This is a genomic window from Rhizobium sp. BK399 (assembly GCF_014194695.1).
Lineage (GTDB): Bacteria > Pseudomonadota > Alphaproteobacteria > Rhizobiales > Rhizobiaceae > Rhizobium.
The window spans coordinates 49,661-66,007 of record NZ_JACIAH010000019.1 but is presented as its reverse complement, the minus strand read 5'-3'; the positions used below and the strand labels follow the sequence as shown (position 1 = coordinate 66,007).

Sequence of the window (16,347 nt, the reverse complement as noted above, 5' to 3'; positions counted from 1 at the left end):
AAATGCGTTGGGCAATCGAGGCAGGTGATATATAGTCCGGCCAGGAAGCGGTGGCTGCGCGGCCTATACATGGTGTGAACTTTTCTTAGCAAACATTGGAAATTGCACCTTCGGCCTGTGTGAACGTTCCGCAACAGCGAAAGGCTCTTCGCTACCCGGCAACTTCGGAGGTCATTCTTGCCGCTCTGCTTCGGCGTTATGGACAAGCGCTGAAGGTTCGATACGCGTCCTGTATTTGGATCAGGCGACATGCTCAGGGTCGACGAGCTTTTCGAACCGCAAGAGCTAAGGCATTGCATCCGCGATCTCGTCGCGCTTTCAACGCTGCCGGCAATCTGGAAAGACTACAATTCGCGGCAGATCGCCGACAGTGTCGCAGCCGCGTTGATCTCCATGCTCAACGCGGATGTCATTTACGTGGCTGCGCCGGGGCTGCGCGACGAAGCTGCGGTAGAAGTTATGCGAACGAGCCAGGCGGTGGGTGTCGAGTCGTTTGGTCGCATCGAAAGCATTCTGCGCGCTGCATGGCTCGGAACCCACGAGCAGACATTCGTGATCGACAACCCGTTTGGGAGCGGGGCATTCCATATGGCGGCGGTGCCGATGGGCTTTGGCGGCGGCGGCGGGATTGTCGCTGGTTCCGTCAACCCGCATTTTCCGAGCGAGACGCATCGACTGCTTCTCGGAATTGCCGCAAGCCACGCGACCCTCGCGATACAGCGCGGGCATGCGGAAGCGCAGCAGCGGCGTACGGCAAGTCTGATCGAGCGATCCTCCGAGTTCGTTGGTTTTGCACGTTTGGAAGGCACCGTACAGTATCTCAACAAGGCTGGCTGCGACCTGCTGGGGCTTTCCGGCATTGAGGAAGCGCGCCAGCTTAGCATCTTCGACTTCCTGGCTCCAGAGGAGCAAGCGCGCGCGCATCGCGAACTGATGCCTCTGGTAAGGGAGACCGGGCGCTGGCTCGGCGAGCTCAATTTCCGGCATTTCAAGACTGGGGAAGACATTCCCTTCCTGGTCGAATGGTTCCGCATCGACGAACTGCGCACCGGTCGCCCTATGAACATGGCAACCGTCAGCCGCGATCTGAGGGGGCAAAGAATGCTTGAAGAAAATCTTCGACGCCTCAACGAATCGCTTGAGCAGCGGGTGTCTGAACGAACATGCGAGTTGGCGGAAGCGCTCGAGCGACTGACCCTCGAAGCCAAGGAACGCGAGCGGGCGGATGTTCGCGCGCAAGAACTGCAGTTGGAGCTCCTTCATGCGTCCCGGCTGAGCGCAGCCGGGCAGATGGCCGGTGCATTGGCGCATGAATTGAACCAACCGCTGACCGCGTTCACCAACTCGGTCAACGCCGGTCGCCGGATGATGGCAAGAAGCACACATAGCGCCGACACCGTCCGGGAAGTGCTCGACGAAGCCGCAGACCAGGCGCTGCGCGCTGGTGAGATCATTCGGCGTCTGCGAGAGTTTGTCACGCGTGGCGAGACGGAAATGCGGATTGAAAAACTCCCCGACTTGATTTGCGAAGCCAGCGATCTCGCTTCAGTGGGAGCCGGAGCACACGACGTGCGGACCCGGCTGAGCTTCGATCCGCGCGCCGATGCGGTGTTAGGAAACCGAATTCAACTTCAGCAGGTCATGCTCAACCTGATCCGCAACGCTCATGAGGCGTTGGCAGAGAGTGAGCAGCGCGAGTTGGACGTGGCCACGTCGCGGCTCGATCATGAGTCGATCGAGATCACGGTGGCAGATCGTGGCTCTGGCCTGGCGGAGGACATTGTCGAACACCTCTTTGAGCCATTCCACACCACCAAAAGCAACGGCATGGGATTGGGGCTGTCGATCTGCCGCACGATCGTCGAGGCCCACGGCGGCAAGTTGCGATACGAGCCGAACGCAGGCGGCGGCGCAATCTTTCGCGTGACCCTGCCTGTCCCGCAGGAGCGATGAGACGAAGATGACCACCGCCCCGTTCGTTTACGTTGTTGATGACGACCCTGCGATCCGCCGGTCGCTGGAGCGCCTACTGGAGGCGGTTGGTTTCCGGGTGGTCTCGTATGCCACGCCCGCGGGATTCCTCGGCGTTGCGGACGACTTGGCCATGGGCTGTGTTCTGCTGGATCTTCGCATGCCGGAGATGGACGGCTTCGAGGTTCGGGCTCGCCTTCTGCTGATAAACCCGGACTTGCCCGTCATCGTGATAACCGCTCAAGGCGACGTGCAGACTGCGGTCCGTGCGATGAAGGCGGGAGCAGTCGACTTCATTGAGAAGCCCTACAGTGACGATGTCCTGGTAGCGGCGATTGAGTCGGCGCTGAAGACCGGCGCGGCCACGGGTCGAGCCGACGATATATCTGCGGCGGCCTTGCTGATCGATACGCTCAGTCCACGCGAGCGAGAGGTTCTCGAGGCACTGGTGGCCGGGCAGCCAAACAAGGTCATCGCCTTCAGTCTCGGCATCAGTGTGCGCACGGTCGAGGTTCACCGCTCGGACATGATGGACCGTTTGGGCGTGCGTCAACTCGGCCAAGCGGTACGGCTTTCAGTTCTTGCGAGCCTTGCTCAGGCGGGATGAGCACATATTTGCGGTGCGGGTGTCGTCCGCACGAGCACAACATCATCCTCGCTACGCTCATGCACACGCGCCTCACTGCTTATGCTTTGTACAGGCCTGGAAAGTCTTCCCGCTCGGTCGCTAGAATATGGTGTCTGACTTTGCCCCCTCGTTTGAGGCGCCAACGATACTACCCAACAGTTCATCGTGGCCTTGCCGTTACGGATTTGTAAGTTTGATTCCGCCGGCTCCTCGCCTATTTTCATTGGCTGTAACAACTATATGCACAAGGACAACGTAGCCTATGAGCTTTCTTCCCCGCGTGACCGAACTGACCCGGGAATTCGTGTCCAGGCAGTTCGATGATTTGGGTCCCGATGCATGCATGGAGGAGATCGTGGCGTGCCTGACCCGGGAAAACCCGGAGTTTCTGGAGATGGCACGCAAGTGCGCATCCGACTTCAGGGACGCGTCGCGGATCATGGTCGGCTTCGGCATGTTTTACCAGCTGCTGACCCTGCAATCCGCCGATGGCAACGATCATTCAGTCATGCATGCCCTGCCGAGCGTGACGGCACAGACGCGTGACGCGCTGGTGCGCGACATCGATGAGGAGGGCGTCGAAGCATTCACGGTCAGAGCGATTGGTGATATGGAACGCACCAACCCAGAGCTGATGCAAATGGCCCATGCTTTCGCCTCGCGCCACGAGGACTACTTGCGCTTGATGCAGGGCTTTGCCCTGCTCTACAAATCCCTCATCGTTCAGGCTGCGGCCGACCGCAAATATCTGCACTGACGATCTCGGCGCGGAGAAAAGTGTGCCCGGTCAGATCGGTCGTGCCTGTTTCATCTCGAAGCTCTCACGGCAAGATGCACCCGTTTAAGCGCTGCAAATGAGTCCGTAATCAGACACTGCGGAGGCCCGGCCAGGCTCGGGGAGGATGCGGCGGCGCATCGCCTGGCCGGGCCGTGCAGCGGGCGTCTGCACGATTGCAACCCAACCGGGAGGACGCTCCCGGCCTTGATGATCATCAGTTTTACCTGAGCAAGACCGCATTCAAAACAATCTGCCTGTGTCTTACCGAGCCGGCTTCAGTGCACGGGGGCCAGCGCATCCATCGCGACCTGGATCGAGGCAGCGAGCTCCGGCGCCGAGAAGCCGCCCTGGGTTCGTGAGGCGGTGGTCGACATTCAAAGTCGCCATGGAAGAAGGATATGATCGCCGCACCGTGCTAACCGTGATAACCGTCAGTTTTTTGCGGTTCCGCCTATATCGTGGTGGGACCAGCAAGGGGCCCGCTGTCCCGTGGTCGGCGAGGCCCGTTTAGGCCGGCGCGGAGGTCTTGATCGTCAGCAAGGTCCTGACGACCCATGCATCGCGTCTCGGCGTGGCCACCGCTTGCGACCATAGCATGCGGCACCTGCGGACGGAGCGAATCGAATTCTCTGCTCTCTTGGCGTCTTGGACGGCACAAGCGTTCAGCAAGCAGCCGCTGGAGATGATATCGGTCGTCCGCGCCGCTTCACGGCAGCTTGGCTGCGAGCACATCAATCTTCTCGATCTGAGGCGGCGTGCGAAGCAATTCCCCCGCGCGCACCATCAATGCCTCGGCGACCTTTCCCGCGAGATGGGCGTCGCGGCCGGCATCGTCCGGGAATACGTCGAAGATGCCGAACGTCGCGGGACCCATCTTGATTGCGAACCAGGCTTTCGTTGCCGGTTCCGCCTCCACCAGCGGCAGGGCGCTTAAGAGGAATTCCTCGACCTTGGATTCGAAACCCGGCTTGGCTTCCAGTCGGACATAGAGCGCCTTCTTGACCATGATCATTTCCTTCAATGTTTACGTTTGTTCACTCATATTGGCAGTCATACCCTTGGGCCTCGGACCCTTCTTCTCATCCCTGGACGAGCCCCGCCCTGACCGTGTTCACGATGCGAGCCGCGTCGTCCTGCGTCTTCCCACACAGCAGCAGCGCGCGATCCGCGAGTTCGAGGCCAGCTGCGAGATTTTCCGGGAACACCGCGGTTGCGTCGAGCCGCGCCAAGTGCGCCATATCGAGATCGTCAGCGGTCGAAACGAGGGAAGCCGGCGCCGTTTCGAGCGCCTTAATCCGATGCAGGACGCGCTCCACCGTGTTGCGATGATCGAAAGTGATGACAACCAAAAGTGCTCGTTCCAGCCCCACCGCCTCGAGAATGCGATAATGTCTCGCGTCGCCGAAGACGACCTCATGAGATTGCCGGCGTGCGGCACGATACCGTGACAAATCCGTTTCAATGGCGATATAGGGGATATCCGCCGATTCCAGGACTGTTGCGACGAGGCGACCCACGCGACCGCAACCGCACAGGATGACGTGATCATGGAAGTCACCGCTTTGCGCTCGGATCGATGCTTCCGTTGCTGCGAAGCGGCGATCACGACGGCCGAAAGGCCATTCGGCCCAGTGGTTGCGCTGTATGACGAGGGGGGCGAGCCCCATCGTAAGGGCAAGCGCTATCAGCATCGGCTGGCCCAATTCAGGCGAGACGATGCCGGACTGGAGAGCAAGCGCCATGAGGAGCAATCCGAACTCGCCGCCATGCGCGAGAATGACAGCGGCCCTCGCCGATGCCTCCCGGTGCACCCCGGTAATGAGGCCGGTCGCGAAAGCCAAGAGCGCCTTTGCGGGAACGAACACGAGCACCCAAAGGATGATCGAGCCTGGAAAGCTCGTTATGGCCGACAAATCGATACCCATCCCCACGGTAATGAAGAACAGGCCCACCAAAACGTCGCGGAATGGCCGGATGTCTTCCTCTACACGATGGCGAAATTCGCTCTCGCCAATGACCATGCCGGCGACAAAGGCTCCGATCGGCGGGGCCAGCCCTGCAAGATGGACGACATAGGCGGTGCCGAGGGCAGTCATTAGCACCCACAACAGGAAGAGGTCGGCGGAACGGGACTTGAGTACCCACGAGAATCCAAGGCGGATCAATGGCCGCGCGATGACGGCTGCGGCGAGAAGAGCCGCGGTCGCAACCGCCATCTGCTTTAGAATTGCCATGGGAGCCAGGGTTCCGTCCTTGGACCACGCGTCCGCCAGGATGAGCAGCGGGAGTGTTGCCAGGTCTTGGAAAAGCAATATTCCGAGCGCGAGCCGCCCGTGCCGACTGGTGATTTCACCCTGCTCAGCGAGTTGCTTCAGGGCGATGGCTGTCGACGACATGGCAATGGCGCCGCCCATGATGATTGCCGGTTGTACCGCCACGCCGATCAGGAAAAGCCCCATCGCCACGAGAGCCATCGTCATGCCCACCTGCAGGCTGCCGGCGCCAAGCACATCCCAGCGCGCGCCGAGAACTGTTGGAATCGAGAATTCGAGGCCGACCATGAACATCAGAAAGATCAGGCCGAGTTCCGCCAGAAACTGCGTATCCTGCGCGGAGCCGATCAGGTTGAAGCCGTGCGGCCCGAGCGCTACGCCGACGAGCAGGTAGCCCGTGGCCGCGGGCATCCTGAACGCGCTAAAGAAACCGACCGCGAGTCCCGACGCGGCGAGCAGGATTAGTGTTCGGGCCAGCAAATCGTGCATTGCTATCTCGGCGCTCTGCCACGGACATGGTCCGGCGACTGGGGATCAGGTGGGGATTTAGCCTCGACACATTGACGGCCATCCGAGGCGTCTGTGTGAGGATCACCCATTTCATGGGAATCTTGTCGTGCAGATGTCTGCGGGCGGCCGAGATACATGGGAATCCACGAAGGGGGATCACTCGCGGGAAACGACCCTATGCTGGCCAGTTCAATCTGGTCTGGATCCATCGTCTCGGGCAGATGCGGTTCGGGGTCCCGTTTACGGCGCACGCCACAAGCTCCTCTATCAGGGGATGCCAGCCGGGCCAGTAGAAAGCGCGGCTGGCATCAACGTTGATTGATCACGGTGAGATGGTTATGCGGTTGTCAACCTTGGTGACGCCGGGCGCCCGCCAGGCCGCACGCTCCGCCTCCTGCCGTTCCGCCCAGGTGCGCACGGAGCCCGTCAGGGTCACTTCGCCGCCGCTGGCGGTCACTGTCACGCGGTTCGCGTCGACCTCGACCATTCGCTTCAGCGCCGCCTCGATCTGGGACTTGACTTCCGTTGGCGTGACGCGCGGCTTTAGCGTCACCAGGTTCGAGATACCCTTGACACCCTTGACCTTTCGCACGGCCGCTTCAGCGCGGTTGCGTTGATATTCCCACTCGGCACTGCCTTCGAGGGTTACCCAACCGTCCTTGACGACGACCTTGAAGTTTTCGTGGGAGTAGGGAAGCTCGAACTTGAGTGCCTCCACGGCAGCGCGTGCGATCTCCGGATCGGGTTTTTCGTGAAGCGACGGCAGTCGAACCTCGATGTCGTTGGCGACACCGAGAACACCCTTGACCCGCTTGGTTGCTTTCTCGGCCTCATATTTCTGGGTGAAGCTGCGCACAAAGCCGCTGAGGGTGACGACCCCGTTTTTCACTGCCACTCCGATATCGGAAGCGTCGATATCCGGATCCCATTTAAGCTCGCTTTCCACATCACGTTTGATGTCGCTATCTGTTGTCATCTCGCGATCCTCTGCGTTAGTTGTTTAAGCTGCGCTGTAAAAGCGGCCTTGCTTCAGCAGCATCGGGAAGCTAGCTCACTTGTACGGCCTCCGACCTGACGGCCGTCAGTTTTGGTTGGGCGACCCAGAGTAAAGGCGGTACAGAACTAAAAAGTCCGCAACCGAGGACGGTTGCGGACAATATGGCGGGTTGCGAGGGGAGGACGGCTTAACCCGCCTGGACAGGAATGCGCTTTGTGTCTGCTTGCACTTCCCGTGATTTTGGAATTACGAGCGTTAACACACCATTTTTGAACGTGGCCGTAGCCGCATCGGGGTCGATTCCGTCGGGAAGAGGCACGGTACGCTCCATCGCGCCATACGCCCTCTCTCTGACAAGGACGCCGTTTGCCTCGGCTTTATGGTCGGATTTCTTCTCGCCACGGATCGTCAGCAGACCGTCGGTGATAGACACATCGATATCCGCGTCGCTCATGCCCGGCAACTCTGCCGTCACCGTGATCTCCTTGCTATTGTCGCTGACATCCACACGAACATCGTCCACTTGTGGCAGACGCTCCATCGCAGAAAACGGAAACGGCATCATTCGCCAGAAGTTTTCGAAAGCGCGGTCGACATCCAGTTGAAGCCCGCGCAAGGGATCTGGGGGAGCAGAGCGGGCGGTTACGTCGCGGCCGGCGCCCCTCCTTGGAACGAGATCTGTGATTCTCATTGCGAAAACCTCCCTCATCCTGCCTTGACGCTGATCTTGGCGGCTGGCGAAGGCGCCGCTTTCGGCAGTGTAAGTTTAAGCACGCCGTCCCGAAACACGGCATCGATCTTTGCTGTGTCGATAGGCTCCGAGATCGTGAAGCTGCGTTCGTAAGTGCCGTCGCGGTACTCGGCGTGAACCAGCGCATAACCTTCGGGCGCACTGGAAACCGATCGTGCTGAAATGCGCAGAACGCGATTGTCCAGGGTGACGTCGAGGCTCTCCGGATCCGCTCCCGGCATGTCGAGCAACATCTGAACGCCGGACGTGGTCTCGATAATGTCGATGGGCGGGACGAAGACAGGCTCGACCCGGGTTGGTTCCGCCGGTACGGTTCCATTGGTTTCGTGGTCGGTCATGGCGGCATCCTCCTCAGGAGCGGCTGACGGTAATCTTGTGCGGCCTGTCTGCCAGCGGCCGTGGCAGATCGAGCCGGAGCACGCCGTGCCGGAACGTCGCCTTGGCGCGGTCTCCGTCGACGCGGAATGGCAAGATGAGGTTACGGGCGAAGGCGCCGCTGATGCGTTCCTGGCGGTGGATGACAGCGTCTTCCGCCAAGGGTTCGGCGGGGCGGCTGCCACGCAACGTAACCGTGTTCTGGTGGACAGCGATATCGAGTTCCTCTGGCACCACGCCAGGTATCTCGGCCGTGATCACGGCTCCGTCCGCCACGGTCCAGATGTTCATCAATGGGTATTCGGGCGGAGCCGCCAGCCGGAGATTGTCCAACGGCCGGCCCATGTCCCTCTGGGCTGAGCGCATCTGGCGCAGCGGATCGTACCAGCGCACCGAGTTCTCGATGTTGTGCAACATGCCAATCTCCCTTCGTGCTCCGGATCAAGCTGCTATGTCTCCTCAAGGTGCATCCATCCCGCGCAGGCGACATTGATGATCGTCAGTTTAGAGCTGCGGAAATTCGTGTAGTTGCCTTTGGTGTCCTGACGTAAGCCACCAGCAGTCTTCATCCCGCCGAGGGAACATTCGCGAAGGACAGGTCTGCAAAGATGCCGACGAGTAGCAGTGATCCCTATGACATCATTGGCGTCAGGCGCGACGCCTCGCAGAACGATATCCAGGCGGCCTATCGCCGCAGGGCAAAGAAACTCCATCCCGATCTCAACCCTGGAAACAAGCAGGCGGAACAGGACTTCAAAAACCTGTCCGCAGCCTACGAGATTCTGCGTGATGAGGAAAAGCGCCGCCGTTTCGACAACGGCGAGATCGATGCGACAGGCGCGGAGAAGCCCCAACGTCGGTACTATCGTGACTTCGCTGATGCCGGCGCGGGCGATTTTTCCTACGAGAACGGCAAAGGCTTCGCGGATCCCGGTGAAGCCGACATCTTTGCTGAGTTCTTCTCCCGCCGCGGGCGTCGGAATTTCAGAATGCCCGGCGCCGACCTGCGTTACTCGATGGAGATCGACTTTATCGAAGCGATCAATGGCGGCACACGCCAGGTGACGCTATCCGACGGACAGACGCTCGAAATCCGCATACCGCCCGGCGCGCGCGACGGGCAGATTCTCAGGCTGCGCGGCAAGGGCGGTGCTGGCGAAGGTGGAGCGGAGACCGGTGACGCCCTGATCGAGCTCCACGTGCGTCCTCATCCATTCTTTCGGCGCGAGGGTGACGACATCCGCCTGGACCTTCCGATCACGCTTGGCGAGGCCGTTCTTGGTGGAAAGGTTACGGTGCCTACGCCCGCCGGCCCGGTGCTAGCGATCGTGCCGGAGAATTCGTCGAGCGGCAAGACGCTGCGAGTGAAAGGAAAAGGCGCGGCCCGGCGAAACGGTACCCGGGGGGACGTCTACGCAACGCTAAAGATCGTGCTTCCAGAAAGGCCGGACACCGAACTGAAGGCATTCGTGGCCGGCTGGTCGGCCAGCAAGGGATACAATCCCAGGCAAGGGATGGGGGAATAGATCATGGACCATCAAGAGTTTGCCCGAGATCTTCATATCGATATGACAAGGCTGCGCGTCTTCATCAACCGGGGCTGGATATCACCGATCATTCAGGACGGCAGGCCAATATTTCGGGAGGTCGACCGTGCACGAGCCGAGCTTATTGCCGATCTCGCCAATGAAATGGGTATCAACGACGACGGCGTCGATGTGGTGCTGAGTCTGGTCGACCAACTTTACAGCCTCCGCTGCGACTTCAGCAACTTGATCGACGCGCTCGAGGCTCAGCCGCAGCGCATTCGCCACCACGTCGTGAAAGACGTAAAAAAAAGCCAAACAGGCTGAGCGTGCGTGGATCGGGTGCTCTGCGCTGAAACAATATATATATATATCGAGATGTTCGACAGTCTGACTTCAATAGGTCGAGGCTCGGCTGCGCCAATCAAGGGGCGCCGAGCCCGCCGTCCCCGGACCGCGACACCGACCATCGCCGGACGAAGCACCTCAACGATGGTGCCTTCCGCGGCTGTCGTGTCGGAATGCTGGCGAATGACGTGATGAACGTGCGGGTCGAAAGCCGAGCCGAGCGGATCGATGCGTTGCAATCCATGGCGTGAGAGCGTCGCCAGCAGGTTGGCTTCGGTGGCCTCCACGCCCTTCAGCACTGGATCGATCGCGTCGCGGTCCGAAGCCTCTCGCGGCACACTTTCGATCGCGCGCCGCAGATTGTCGAGCGTATCAAGCAGGTCTCCCGTCAGTTGCGAGGCAGCAAATTTCACCGCCTCCTCGCGCTGGCGCTGCATTTGCTGACGGATGTTCTGCTGCTCCGCCAGGGCGCGCAGCAGCTTATCCTTTGTCTCGGCGAGTTCCGCCTGGAGCACAGCGGATGAGCCTTGGTCAGCCACGGTTTCCGAGGCCGGGGTATCGACAACGGGTCCAGATTCTGCGGGTTTCGGCCTGGGCTTTTGTTTATGGTCCGTGTCAACCATGGCGCTGACCGTTCTTGTCTACTTCCTCAAAATCGGCGTCGATGACATCCTCACCCGATGCGGTGCCCGACGACTCGCCGGATCCGGAGGTCGAAGTGCCAGAAGCCTCATGCACCTTGCGCCAAAATTCACAGATGCGATCTGTAAGGCGCTTTTGCTCCTCAAGCTTCAAGCGTTCGCGTTCGACGCGCCGCTCTTCACGAGGAGTGGCAATGGCGGCGCGTTCGGCGTGCTTTGCCATTCCGGCGGTTCCGCCTGGGTCTTTGCCGCTCGGTAGGAATTCAGGAGAGCAGCTTTGGCGTCAGCTGATGCAGCGCGGCGGTCAAGAAACTCCGCTATTTCTAGCGTTCTTCATTCTTGTCCCCCATGGCAATCGTTGCAGAGGTCAGCGCGCTCTTTCGCGTTTGGCGATTCCGGCCCCGATGTTGTCGACAAGCTCTTGGACAGCTCCTTGGCAGTCGAGCCTCTCGCAACCGATGTGTCTTGGCATCTCGGGCCCGAGCTGTAGATTCCAGCTCTTCCTGCGCGGTCTTTGGATAAGAATTGCGTTTGGACGCTGCTGACGGCGATATCGCCCGCTGTCGGCTGTGTGAGTCTGCAGTTGGAACCGCGATAAGCTCGGCGAGCAGCCGAAACGAAAAAGGCCAGGCAAAAACGCCTTCCATGGTGAAATGGCTTCCGGCAGTGCCAGTACATCCGTGGTCAAAGGGAAGCGGATTTCGATTTATGCGGACTGCAGATTGCAGGCCGACATCTTGCCCGACTTCATGCCGCGCTCGAGCTCGAAGCCAACCTTTTGGCCTTCGACGAGTTCGCGCATTGCTGCACGCTCGACAGCAGAGATGTGAACGAACGCGTCAGCGCCGCCGTTGTCGGGTTGGATGAAGCCGAAGCCTTTGGTGGAATTGAACCATTTAACTGTGCCGGTGGTCATGATGAACCCTTTCAAAGCATAGAATGAAAAACCGCGAAGCCGATGCCGCGCGGGTGTGAACCGACTATATTTGAAACGGAAGTTCGCTTAAAGCGCGGTGCCAATCGCGCGGTGAACAAAGCTCGGCAAGCAAAAGATCGATGATGCATCTGTAGGGTAACGAGAGCGGCGGTTCAGCGGGTTGCAATCGAAGATGGCATGTTTCGTTTGGTGAGTTTGGCTGAGTCTCCCAGCAGGAAGGCGAGGTTTTCACCGTCGGCCCCAGCGAACGTAACGACGCGGGCCAGATCCAGGCGCTGGACGTCAAGGCCGGCGATCGAATCCTGTTCGGCAAATGGTCGGGCACCAAAATCAAGATCCGTGGCGAGGATCTGCTGATCATGAAGCAAAGCGACGTCATGGGATCATCGAGGCCCACGCGGAGCAAAGAAAGTCGCCTGAGGAGTTGAAGACATGGCTGCGAAAGAAGTCTAACTCCACGCCGACGCGCCTGAACGTATGCTGCGTGGGGTCGATGTGCTTTCGAACGCCGTCAAGGTTACGCTCGGTCCGAAGGGCCGCAACGTGATTAAAGACAAGTCGTTCGACGCCCCGCGCATCACCAAGGACGGCATATCGGTCGCCAAGGAAATCGAGCTGGAAGACAAGCTCGAGAACATGGGGCCGCATCAACGTTAGCCACGACCGCCGCCTGGTGACTGGCTGCGGTCAATACCTCAGAACTCAATCGTTGGGATTGTGGTCCACAAGAAGGCCCTGCAAGCGGCCGCTCCCGCTTGCGATGGTTGTGTCTTTGAACAACCGCGATACGAGGCGCGGTCGCGATCCTTGCCTCTCATCGATGAGGAGGAATGACATTCTCTTTATCTCGATCGTGATCACGCCTGCATTGTCATGACGACGATATTTGCCGGAATCCACCGTATAAAATCCATTTTCCGCCGCCCAGGCGGCTATCATATCCGCGTTCATCAGGATCCCGCTTTAGGAGATGCGAACGTGCTTTTCTCTAGCTGTCCCGCTCGTGCAAATCACTTTGCAGTCGTAAGGATACCGTAATAGAAACGCTCCAATCCAGCCAAATCGGTCCACAATTGCAGTTCCCGCTTAGGTGTTGCGAGAAAGACTCGAATGAATGGTCCGAATCGGTACGGCTCAGCCGAGGTCCTGCCCCTTAGTGCTTGAGAGGTTCGAACCGACCTCCCTGCCTTGAAGGACGGGGGACGGCACGCACCGCCCGCGCACGTCAGCGAGACTCGGCTCGCTGTCAACGCTACGGTCACGCACGCCCTCGCAAATGAGCGTTACAAAGGTGGAGCTATTGGCGAACTCTAATCGTGAACCGCATTGACGGGCGTCATTTAAGGCGGATCGCTTCGCTGCTAATGTTTCCGCGGGGTCGGAGGAAGCAGCTACGAATATATGTATCCCCAGTGCAACTCAGGCTCCGAATGTACTGTTCCAACCGTGGGTTGGTCCCTTCAACCTGCGGCATTGCATCGTCATGGCGCCACTGACGCGCTCGCGGGCCCGCCATCCGGGCAGCGCTGGCGGTGAGCGCCGACAGCTTGCTCTCAAAGGCGGGAGCTTGTGCCACTTCGCCGGCAAAACGGCGCCCACTACACCAGGAAGAGGTCGCTTACTCAACACAGAAAGGAACTCGATCATGGCAGAAGACACCCTCAAAGGACTCAATGTGGCCATCCTGGTCACCGACGGCTTCGAGGAGGTCGAACTCACCGGGCCACGCAAAGCTCTGGATGAAGCCGGCGCCACGACCAAGATCGTATCGCCCAAACATCAACACGTACGGGCGTGGAATTTCACGGACTGGAGCATAGAGTTGCCGGTCGATGTGGAACTTGATCAGGCCAAGCCGGAAGATTTCGACGCTCTGCTGCTGCCGGGTGGCGTTATCAACCCGGATTCGCTTCGCATTGACTCGAAGGCGGTTGGCTTCGCGAAGGCCTTCTTCGATGCCGGAAAGCCAGTTGCAGCGATCTGCCATGGTCCCTGGACCGTGATCGAGACCGGCGCGGCGCGCGGCCGACGCATGACTTCATGGCCCTCGCTCAAAACCGACATCAAGAACGCCGGCGCAGACTGGGTGGACCAGGAAGTGGTTGTGGACAAGGGGTTGGTCACGAGCCGCAGTCCCGATGATCTTCCGGCATTCAACCGGGAGACGATCAAGCTGTTCAGTGGAGCTGGTGGGCACCGACATGCCGCATAATGCCAGGTCCACTGGACGGACCAGCAGGCGGCAGCTCGGTCCGCTGCATCGCGAGGTCAGCATTATCGGCCAGGGGACCTGGTACATCGAGGAAGGCGACCCCGCCTCCGCGATCGCCGCGTTGCAACGAGGCATCGATCTCGGAATGAACCACATCGACACCGCGGAGATGTATGGCACCGGCGCCACCGAGGAACTGGTCGGCAACGCCATCGCGGGCCGACGAGATGAGGTATTCCTGGTCTCGAAGGTGCTGCCACAGAACGCCACTCGACTGGGGACGAAGATCGCTTGCGAGAGATCGCTCACCCGCCTCAAGACCGACCGGCTGGATTGCTACCTGCTGCACTGGCGCGGATCGTATCCGCTGGAAGACACGTTTGCGGCTTTCGAGGCGCTCTGTAAGGAGGGCAAGATACTCTCCTATGGCGTGAGCAACTTCGACGTTCCGGATCTTGAAAAGGCATGCGAGATTGCCGGCGAATCGAGCATTGCCTGCAATCAGGTGCTCTACCATTTGCAGGAGCGCGCGATCGAACATGCCGTATTGCCCTGGTGCGAGCAGCACCGTCTCGCCGTCACCGCGTATAGTCCGTTCGGGCACGGCGATTTTCCAGGCAATTACACGCCCGGCGGCCGCCTGCTCGCGGATATCGCGAAGGCGCATGATGCGACCACGCGCCAGGTCGCGCTTGCATTTCTGACGCGGGGGCCCTGGGTCTTCGCGATCCCCAAAGCGTCCAGCGTCGAGCATGTCGAAGAGAATGCCGGCGCGTCCGGTATACATTTGTCGCAGGCCGAGATCGCGCGGATCGATGCCGCCTTCCCGCGTGGTCCGCGTCGCCGCGGGCTGCCAATGATTTGACGGTCAAACCAGAGGGCTCGGCCAGCGAGGGCCTGCCGATGTCGCTCTTAGTTGTTCCGGGCCAAGGCGCAACGATCGAATGGCAACTTAACAGTCAACAAACTTCGGACGTCGCATCCATACTGACGGTTATCAAGGCTGGCCGATGCCTTCTCCGCCTATTCTGCTTCACCGCAAGGCATCAATCAAATGCTTCAGCGGCAAAACCCACGTCATCGCCCCAAGGAGATTAGTTATGCCAGCAAGCAATCGTGCGATCACTTTCTTGGAACCACACAAGATGGAACTCCAGGACAAAGGATACCCGAAGCTCGAGGACCCGCAGGGTAGGAAGATCGAGCACGCAGTCATCCTCAAGATCATTACGACAAACATCTGCGGCAGCGACCTGCATATCTATAACGGCCGCTTCGCGGCCCCGCAGGGGATGCTGATGGGGCATGAGAACACCGGCGAGGTAGTTGAGGTGGGCTCGCATGTCGAGCGCATCAAGGTCGGCGATGTCTGCTCCGTGCCCTTCAACGTGTCTTGTGGCACATGCCGGAACTGCAGGGAACGCCATACGGAAGTATGCCTCAATGCGAACGAAGAACTCGGCTTTTGTGGCGCTTACGGCTTCAATCTCGGCGGCTGGCAGGGCGGCCAAGCCGAATATATGCTGGTACCGTGGGCGGACTTCCAGTTGCTGAAATTCCCCGACAAGGACCAGGCAATCGAAAAGATCAGGGACCTCACCCTGCTCTCCGATATTTTGCCCACAGGGTATCATGGCTGTGTCGTGGCGCGGGTTGGAACGGGCTCCACCGTGTACATTGCCGGCGCCGGGCCGGTCGGTCGCTGCGCGGCTGCGAGCGCGCAGCTTCTTGGAGCGTCTTGCATCATTGTCGGCGACCATAACGAGGCGAGGCGCGATCTGGTGAAAAAAGCCGGCTACGAGGTCGTGGATCCGTCAAGCACCACCCCCGTCGCCGATCAGATTGAGAAACTCCTCGGCACGGGCTCTCGCTGGGTCGACGCGTCTGTCGATTGTGTCGGCCTCGAGTGCCACGGGTATGGGCCGGACGGCAGCTCCGAGAACGTGGAGGAAGCCGTCATCAACACATTGATGGAAGTGACCAAGCCTGCCGGCGCCATGGGCATCCCCGGCGTCTACACTAATTTGGATCCCGGTGCTCGCACAGAACTCAACAAGAAAGGCTACATGGCCCTGGGCTTTCCCGCAGCCTGGGTAAAATCGCCCACATTCACCGCCGGTCAATGTCCCGTCATGCACTACAACCGCGATCTGATGATGGCCATCCTGTGGGACAGGATGCCTTACCTGACACCGCTTATAAACACCGAAGTGATATCGCTAGAACGGGCAGTCGAGGCATATCAAATCTTCAATGACGGATCGCCCAAAAAATTCGTGATCGATCCGCACAACATGACCAAGCTGATGTCGACCGGTTGAACTGGCGAGCGCCGGAAGATTGACGCCGAGCGCCCCGCGATAGCGCGACCCGGCCCGTGGGCTGCCAAAGCCTCGAATC

Annotated in this window: 17 protein-coding genes and 3 pseudogenes; 10 read left to right on the top strand and 10 right to left on the bottom strand. The window is 59.8% G+C overall.

Annotated elements, in window-relative coordinates; all coding sequences use genetic code 11:
- The first annotated feature begins 249 nt into the window (after positions 1 to 249).
- From FHT97_RS26605 to FHT97_RS26595, 3 genes are all read left to right on the top strand, one after another.
- Positions 250 to 1,953 (top strand): ATP-binding protein, encoded by a 1,704-nt coding sequence (locus FHT97_RS26605; RefSeq protein WP_183864737.1) that lies wholly within the window; start codon positions 250 to 252, stop codon positions 1,951 to 1,953.
- 7 nt (positions 1,954 to 1,960) lie between these two features.
- Entirely contained in the window at positions 1,961 to 2,578 is a 618-nt protein-coding gene (locus tag FHT97_RS26600; RefSeq protein ID WP_183864736.1) for a response regulator, read from the top strand.
- Positions 2,579 to 2,861: 283 nt separating this feature from the next.
- On the top strand, positions 2,862 to 3,356 hold the full coding sequence (locus tag FHT97_RS26595; RefSeq protein ID WP_183756582.1) for a hypothetical protein: 495 nt from the start codon (positions 2,862 to 2,864) through the stop codon (positions 3,354 to 3,356).
- A 727-nt stretch (positions 3,357 to 4,083) separates the two neighbouring features.
- On the opposite strand, the gene FHT97_RS26590 is transcribed toward FHT97_RS26595, so the two are convergent.
- From FHT97_RS26590 to FHT97_RS26565, 6 genes are all read right to left on the bottom strand, one after another.
- The gene (locus FHT97_RS26590; RefSeq protein ID WP_183756581.1) at positions 4,084 to 4,383 is read right to left on the bottom strand and encodes an antibiotic biosynthesis monooxygenase; all 300 of its coding nucleotides are present in this window, start codon (positions 4,381 to 4,383) and stop codon (positions 4,084 to 4,086) included.
- Positions 4,384 to 4,456: 73 nt separating this feature from the next.
- The gene (locus FHT97_RS26585; RefSeq protein WP_183756580.1) at positions 4,457 to 6,139 is read right to left on the bottom strand and encodes a cation:proton antiporter; all 1,683 of its coding nucleotides are present in this window, start codon (positions 6,137 to 6,139) and stop codon (positions 4,457 to 4,459) included.
- A 343-nt stretch (positions 6,140 to 6,482) separates the two neighbouring features.
- Positions 6,483 to 7,136, bottom strand: a complete 654-nt coding sequence (locus FHT97_RS26580; RefSeq protein ID WP_183864735.1) for a BON domain-containing protein — start codon at positions 7,134 to 7,136, stop codon at positions 6,483 to 6,485.
- A 208-nt stretch (positions 7,137 to 7,344) separates the two neighbouring features.
- The gene (locus tag FHT97_RS26575; RefSeq protein ID WP_183864734.1) at positions 7,345 to 7,848 is read right to left on the bottom strand and encodes an Hsp20/alpha crystallin family protein; all 504 of its coding nucleotides are present in this window, start codon (positions 7,846 to 7,848) and stop codon (positions 7,345 to 7,347) included.
- A 14-nt stretch (positions 7,849 to 7,862) separates the two neighbouring features.
- Entirely contained in the window at positions 7,863 to 8,246 is a 384-nt protein-coding gene (locus FHT97_RS26570) for an Hsp20/alpha crystallin family protein (protein ID WP_183759034.1), read from the bottom strand.
- A 13-nt stretch (positions 8,247 to 8,259) separates the two neighbouring features.
- Positions 8,260 to 8,700 carry an Hsp20/alpha crystallin family protein gene (locus FHT97_RS26565; protein ID WP_183759032.1) on the bottom strand — a complete coding sequence of 147 codons (441 nt, stop codon included), beginning with the start codon at positions 8,698 to 8,700 and terminating at the stop codon, positions 8,260 to 8,262.
- Positions 8,701 to 8,891: 191 nt separating this feature from the next.
- Here FHT97_RS26565 and FHT97_RS26560 point away from each other — a divergent pair, with 191 nt between their 5' ends.
- The gene (locus FHT97_RS26560) at positions 8,892 to 9,809 is read left to right on the top strand and encodes a DnaJ C-terminal domain-containing protein (protein ID WP_183759030.1); all 918 of its coding nucleotides are present in this window, start codon (positions 8,892 to 8,894) and stop codon (positions 9,807 to 9,809) included.
- Between the two features lie 3 nt (positions 9,810 to 9,812).
- Positions 9,813 to 10,136 carry a chaperone modulator CbpM gene (locus FHT97_RS26555; protein WP_183759028.1) on the top strand — a complete coding sequence of 108 codons (324 nt, stop codon included), beginning with the start codon at positions 9,813 to 9,815 and terminating at the stop codon, positions 10,134 to 10,136.
- Here FHT97_RS26555 and FHT97_RS26550 read toward each other — a convergent pair.
- The 3 genes and pseudogenes from FHT97_RS26550 to FHT97_RS26540 form a co-directional block, all read right to left on the bottom strand.
- Positions 10,076 to 10,696 (bottom strand): nucleotide exchange factor GrpE, encoded by a 621-nt coding sequence (locus tag FHT97_RS26550; protein ID WP_348649648.1) that lies wholly within the window; start codon positions 10,694 to 10,696, stop codon positions 10,076 to 10,078. The genes FHT97_RS26555 and FHT97_RS26550 overlap by 61 nt on opposite strands.
- A gap of 232 nt (positions 10,697 to 10,928) precedes the next feature.
- Positions 10,929 to 11,135 (bottom strand): annotated as a pseudogene (locus FHT97_RS26545) (DUF6481 family protein); the annotation flags it as partial.
- Between the two features lie 369 nt (positions 11,136 to 11,504).
- Positions 11,505 to 11,714, bottom strand: a complete 210-nt coding sequence (locus FHT97_RS26540; RefSeq protein WP_183759025.1) for a cold-shock protein — start codon at positions 11,712 to 11,714, stop codon at positions 11,505 to 11,507.
- A gap of 233 nt (positions 11,715 to 11,947) precedes the next feature.
- On the opposite strand from FHT97_RS26540, the pseudogene FHT97_RS26535 reads away from it, so the two are divergent.
- Together FHT97_RS26535 and FHT97_RS26530 are read left to right on the top strand one after the other, a co-directional pair.
- Positions 11,948 to 12,118 (top strand): annotated as a pseudogene (locus tag FHT97_RS26535) (co-chaperone GroES); the annotation flags it as partial.
- A 94-nt stretch (positions 12,119 to 12,212) separates the two neighbouring features.
- Positions 12,213 to 12,377 (top strand): annotated as a pseudogene (locus FHT97_RS26530) (TCP-1/cpn60 chaperonin family protein); the annotation flags it as partial.
- Between the two features lie 60 nt (positions 12,378 to 12,437).
- Here FHT97_RS26530 and FHT97_RS31645 read toward each other — a convergent pair.
- Complete coding sequence (locus FHT97_RS31645) at positions 12,438 to 12,686, bottom strand: hypothetical protein (protein ID WP_259131180.1); 249 nt, start codon at positions 12,684 to 12,686, stop codon at positions 12,438 to 12,440.
- A gap of 694 nt (positions 12,687 to 13,380) precedes the next feature.
- Between FHT97_RS31645 and FHT97_RS26525 the strand changes: the two genes are divergently transcribed.
- From FHT97_RS26525 to FHT97_RS26515, 3 genes are all read left to right on the top strand, one after another.
- Positions 13,381 to 13,947, top strand: coding sequence for a type 1 glutamine amidotransferase domain-containing protein (locus FHT97_RS26525; RefSeq protein WP_183759023.1), 567 nt, complete (start codon positions 13,381 to 13,383; stop codon positions 13,945 to 13,947).
- Entirely contained in the window at positions 13,937 to 14,812 is an 876-nt protein-coding gene (locus FHT97_RS26520) for an aldo/keto reductase (RefSeq protein ID WP_183759021.1), read from the top strand. Before FHT97_RS26525 ends, FHT97_RS26520 begins: the two co-directional genes overlap by 11 nt.
- 235 nt (positions 14,813 to 15,047) lie before the next feature.
- Entirely contained in the window at positions 15,048 to 16,268 is a 1,221-nt protein-coding gene (locus tag FHT97_RS26515) for a glutathione-independent formaldehyde dehydrogenase (RefSeq protein WP_183759019.1), read from the top strand.
- Positions 16,269 to 16,347: the final 79 nt, after the last annotated feature.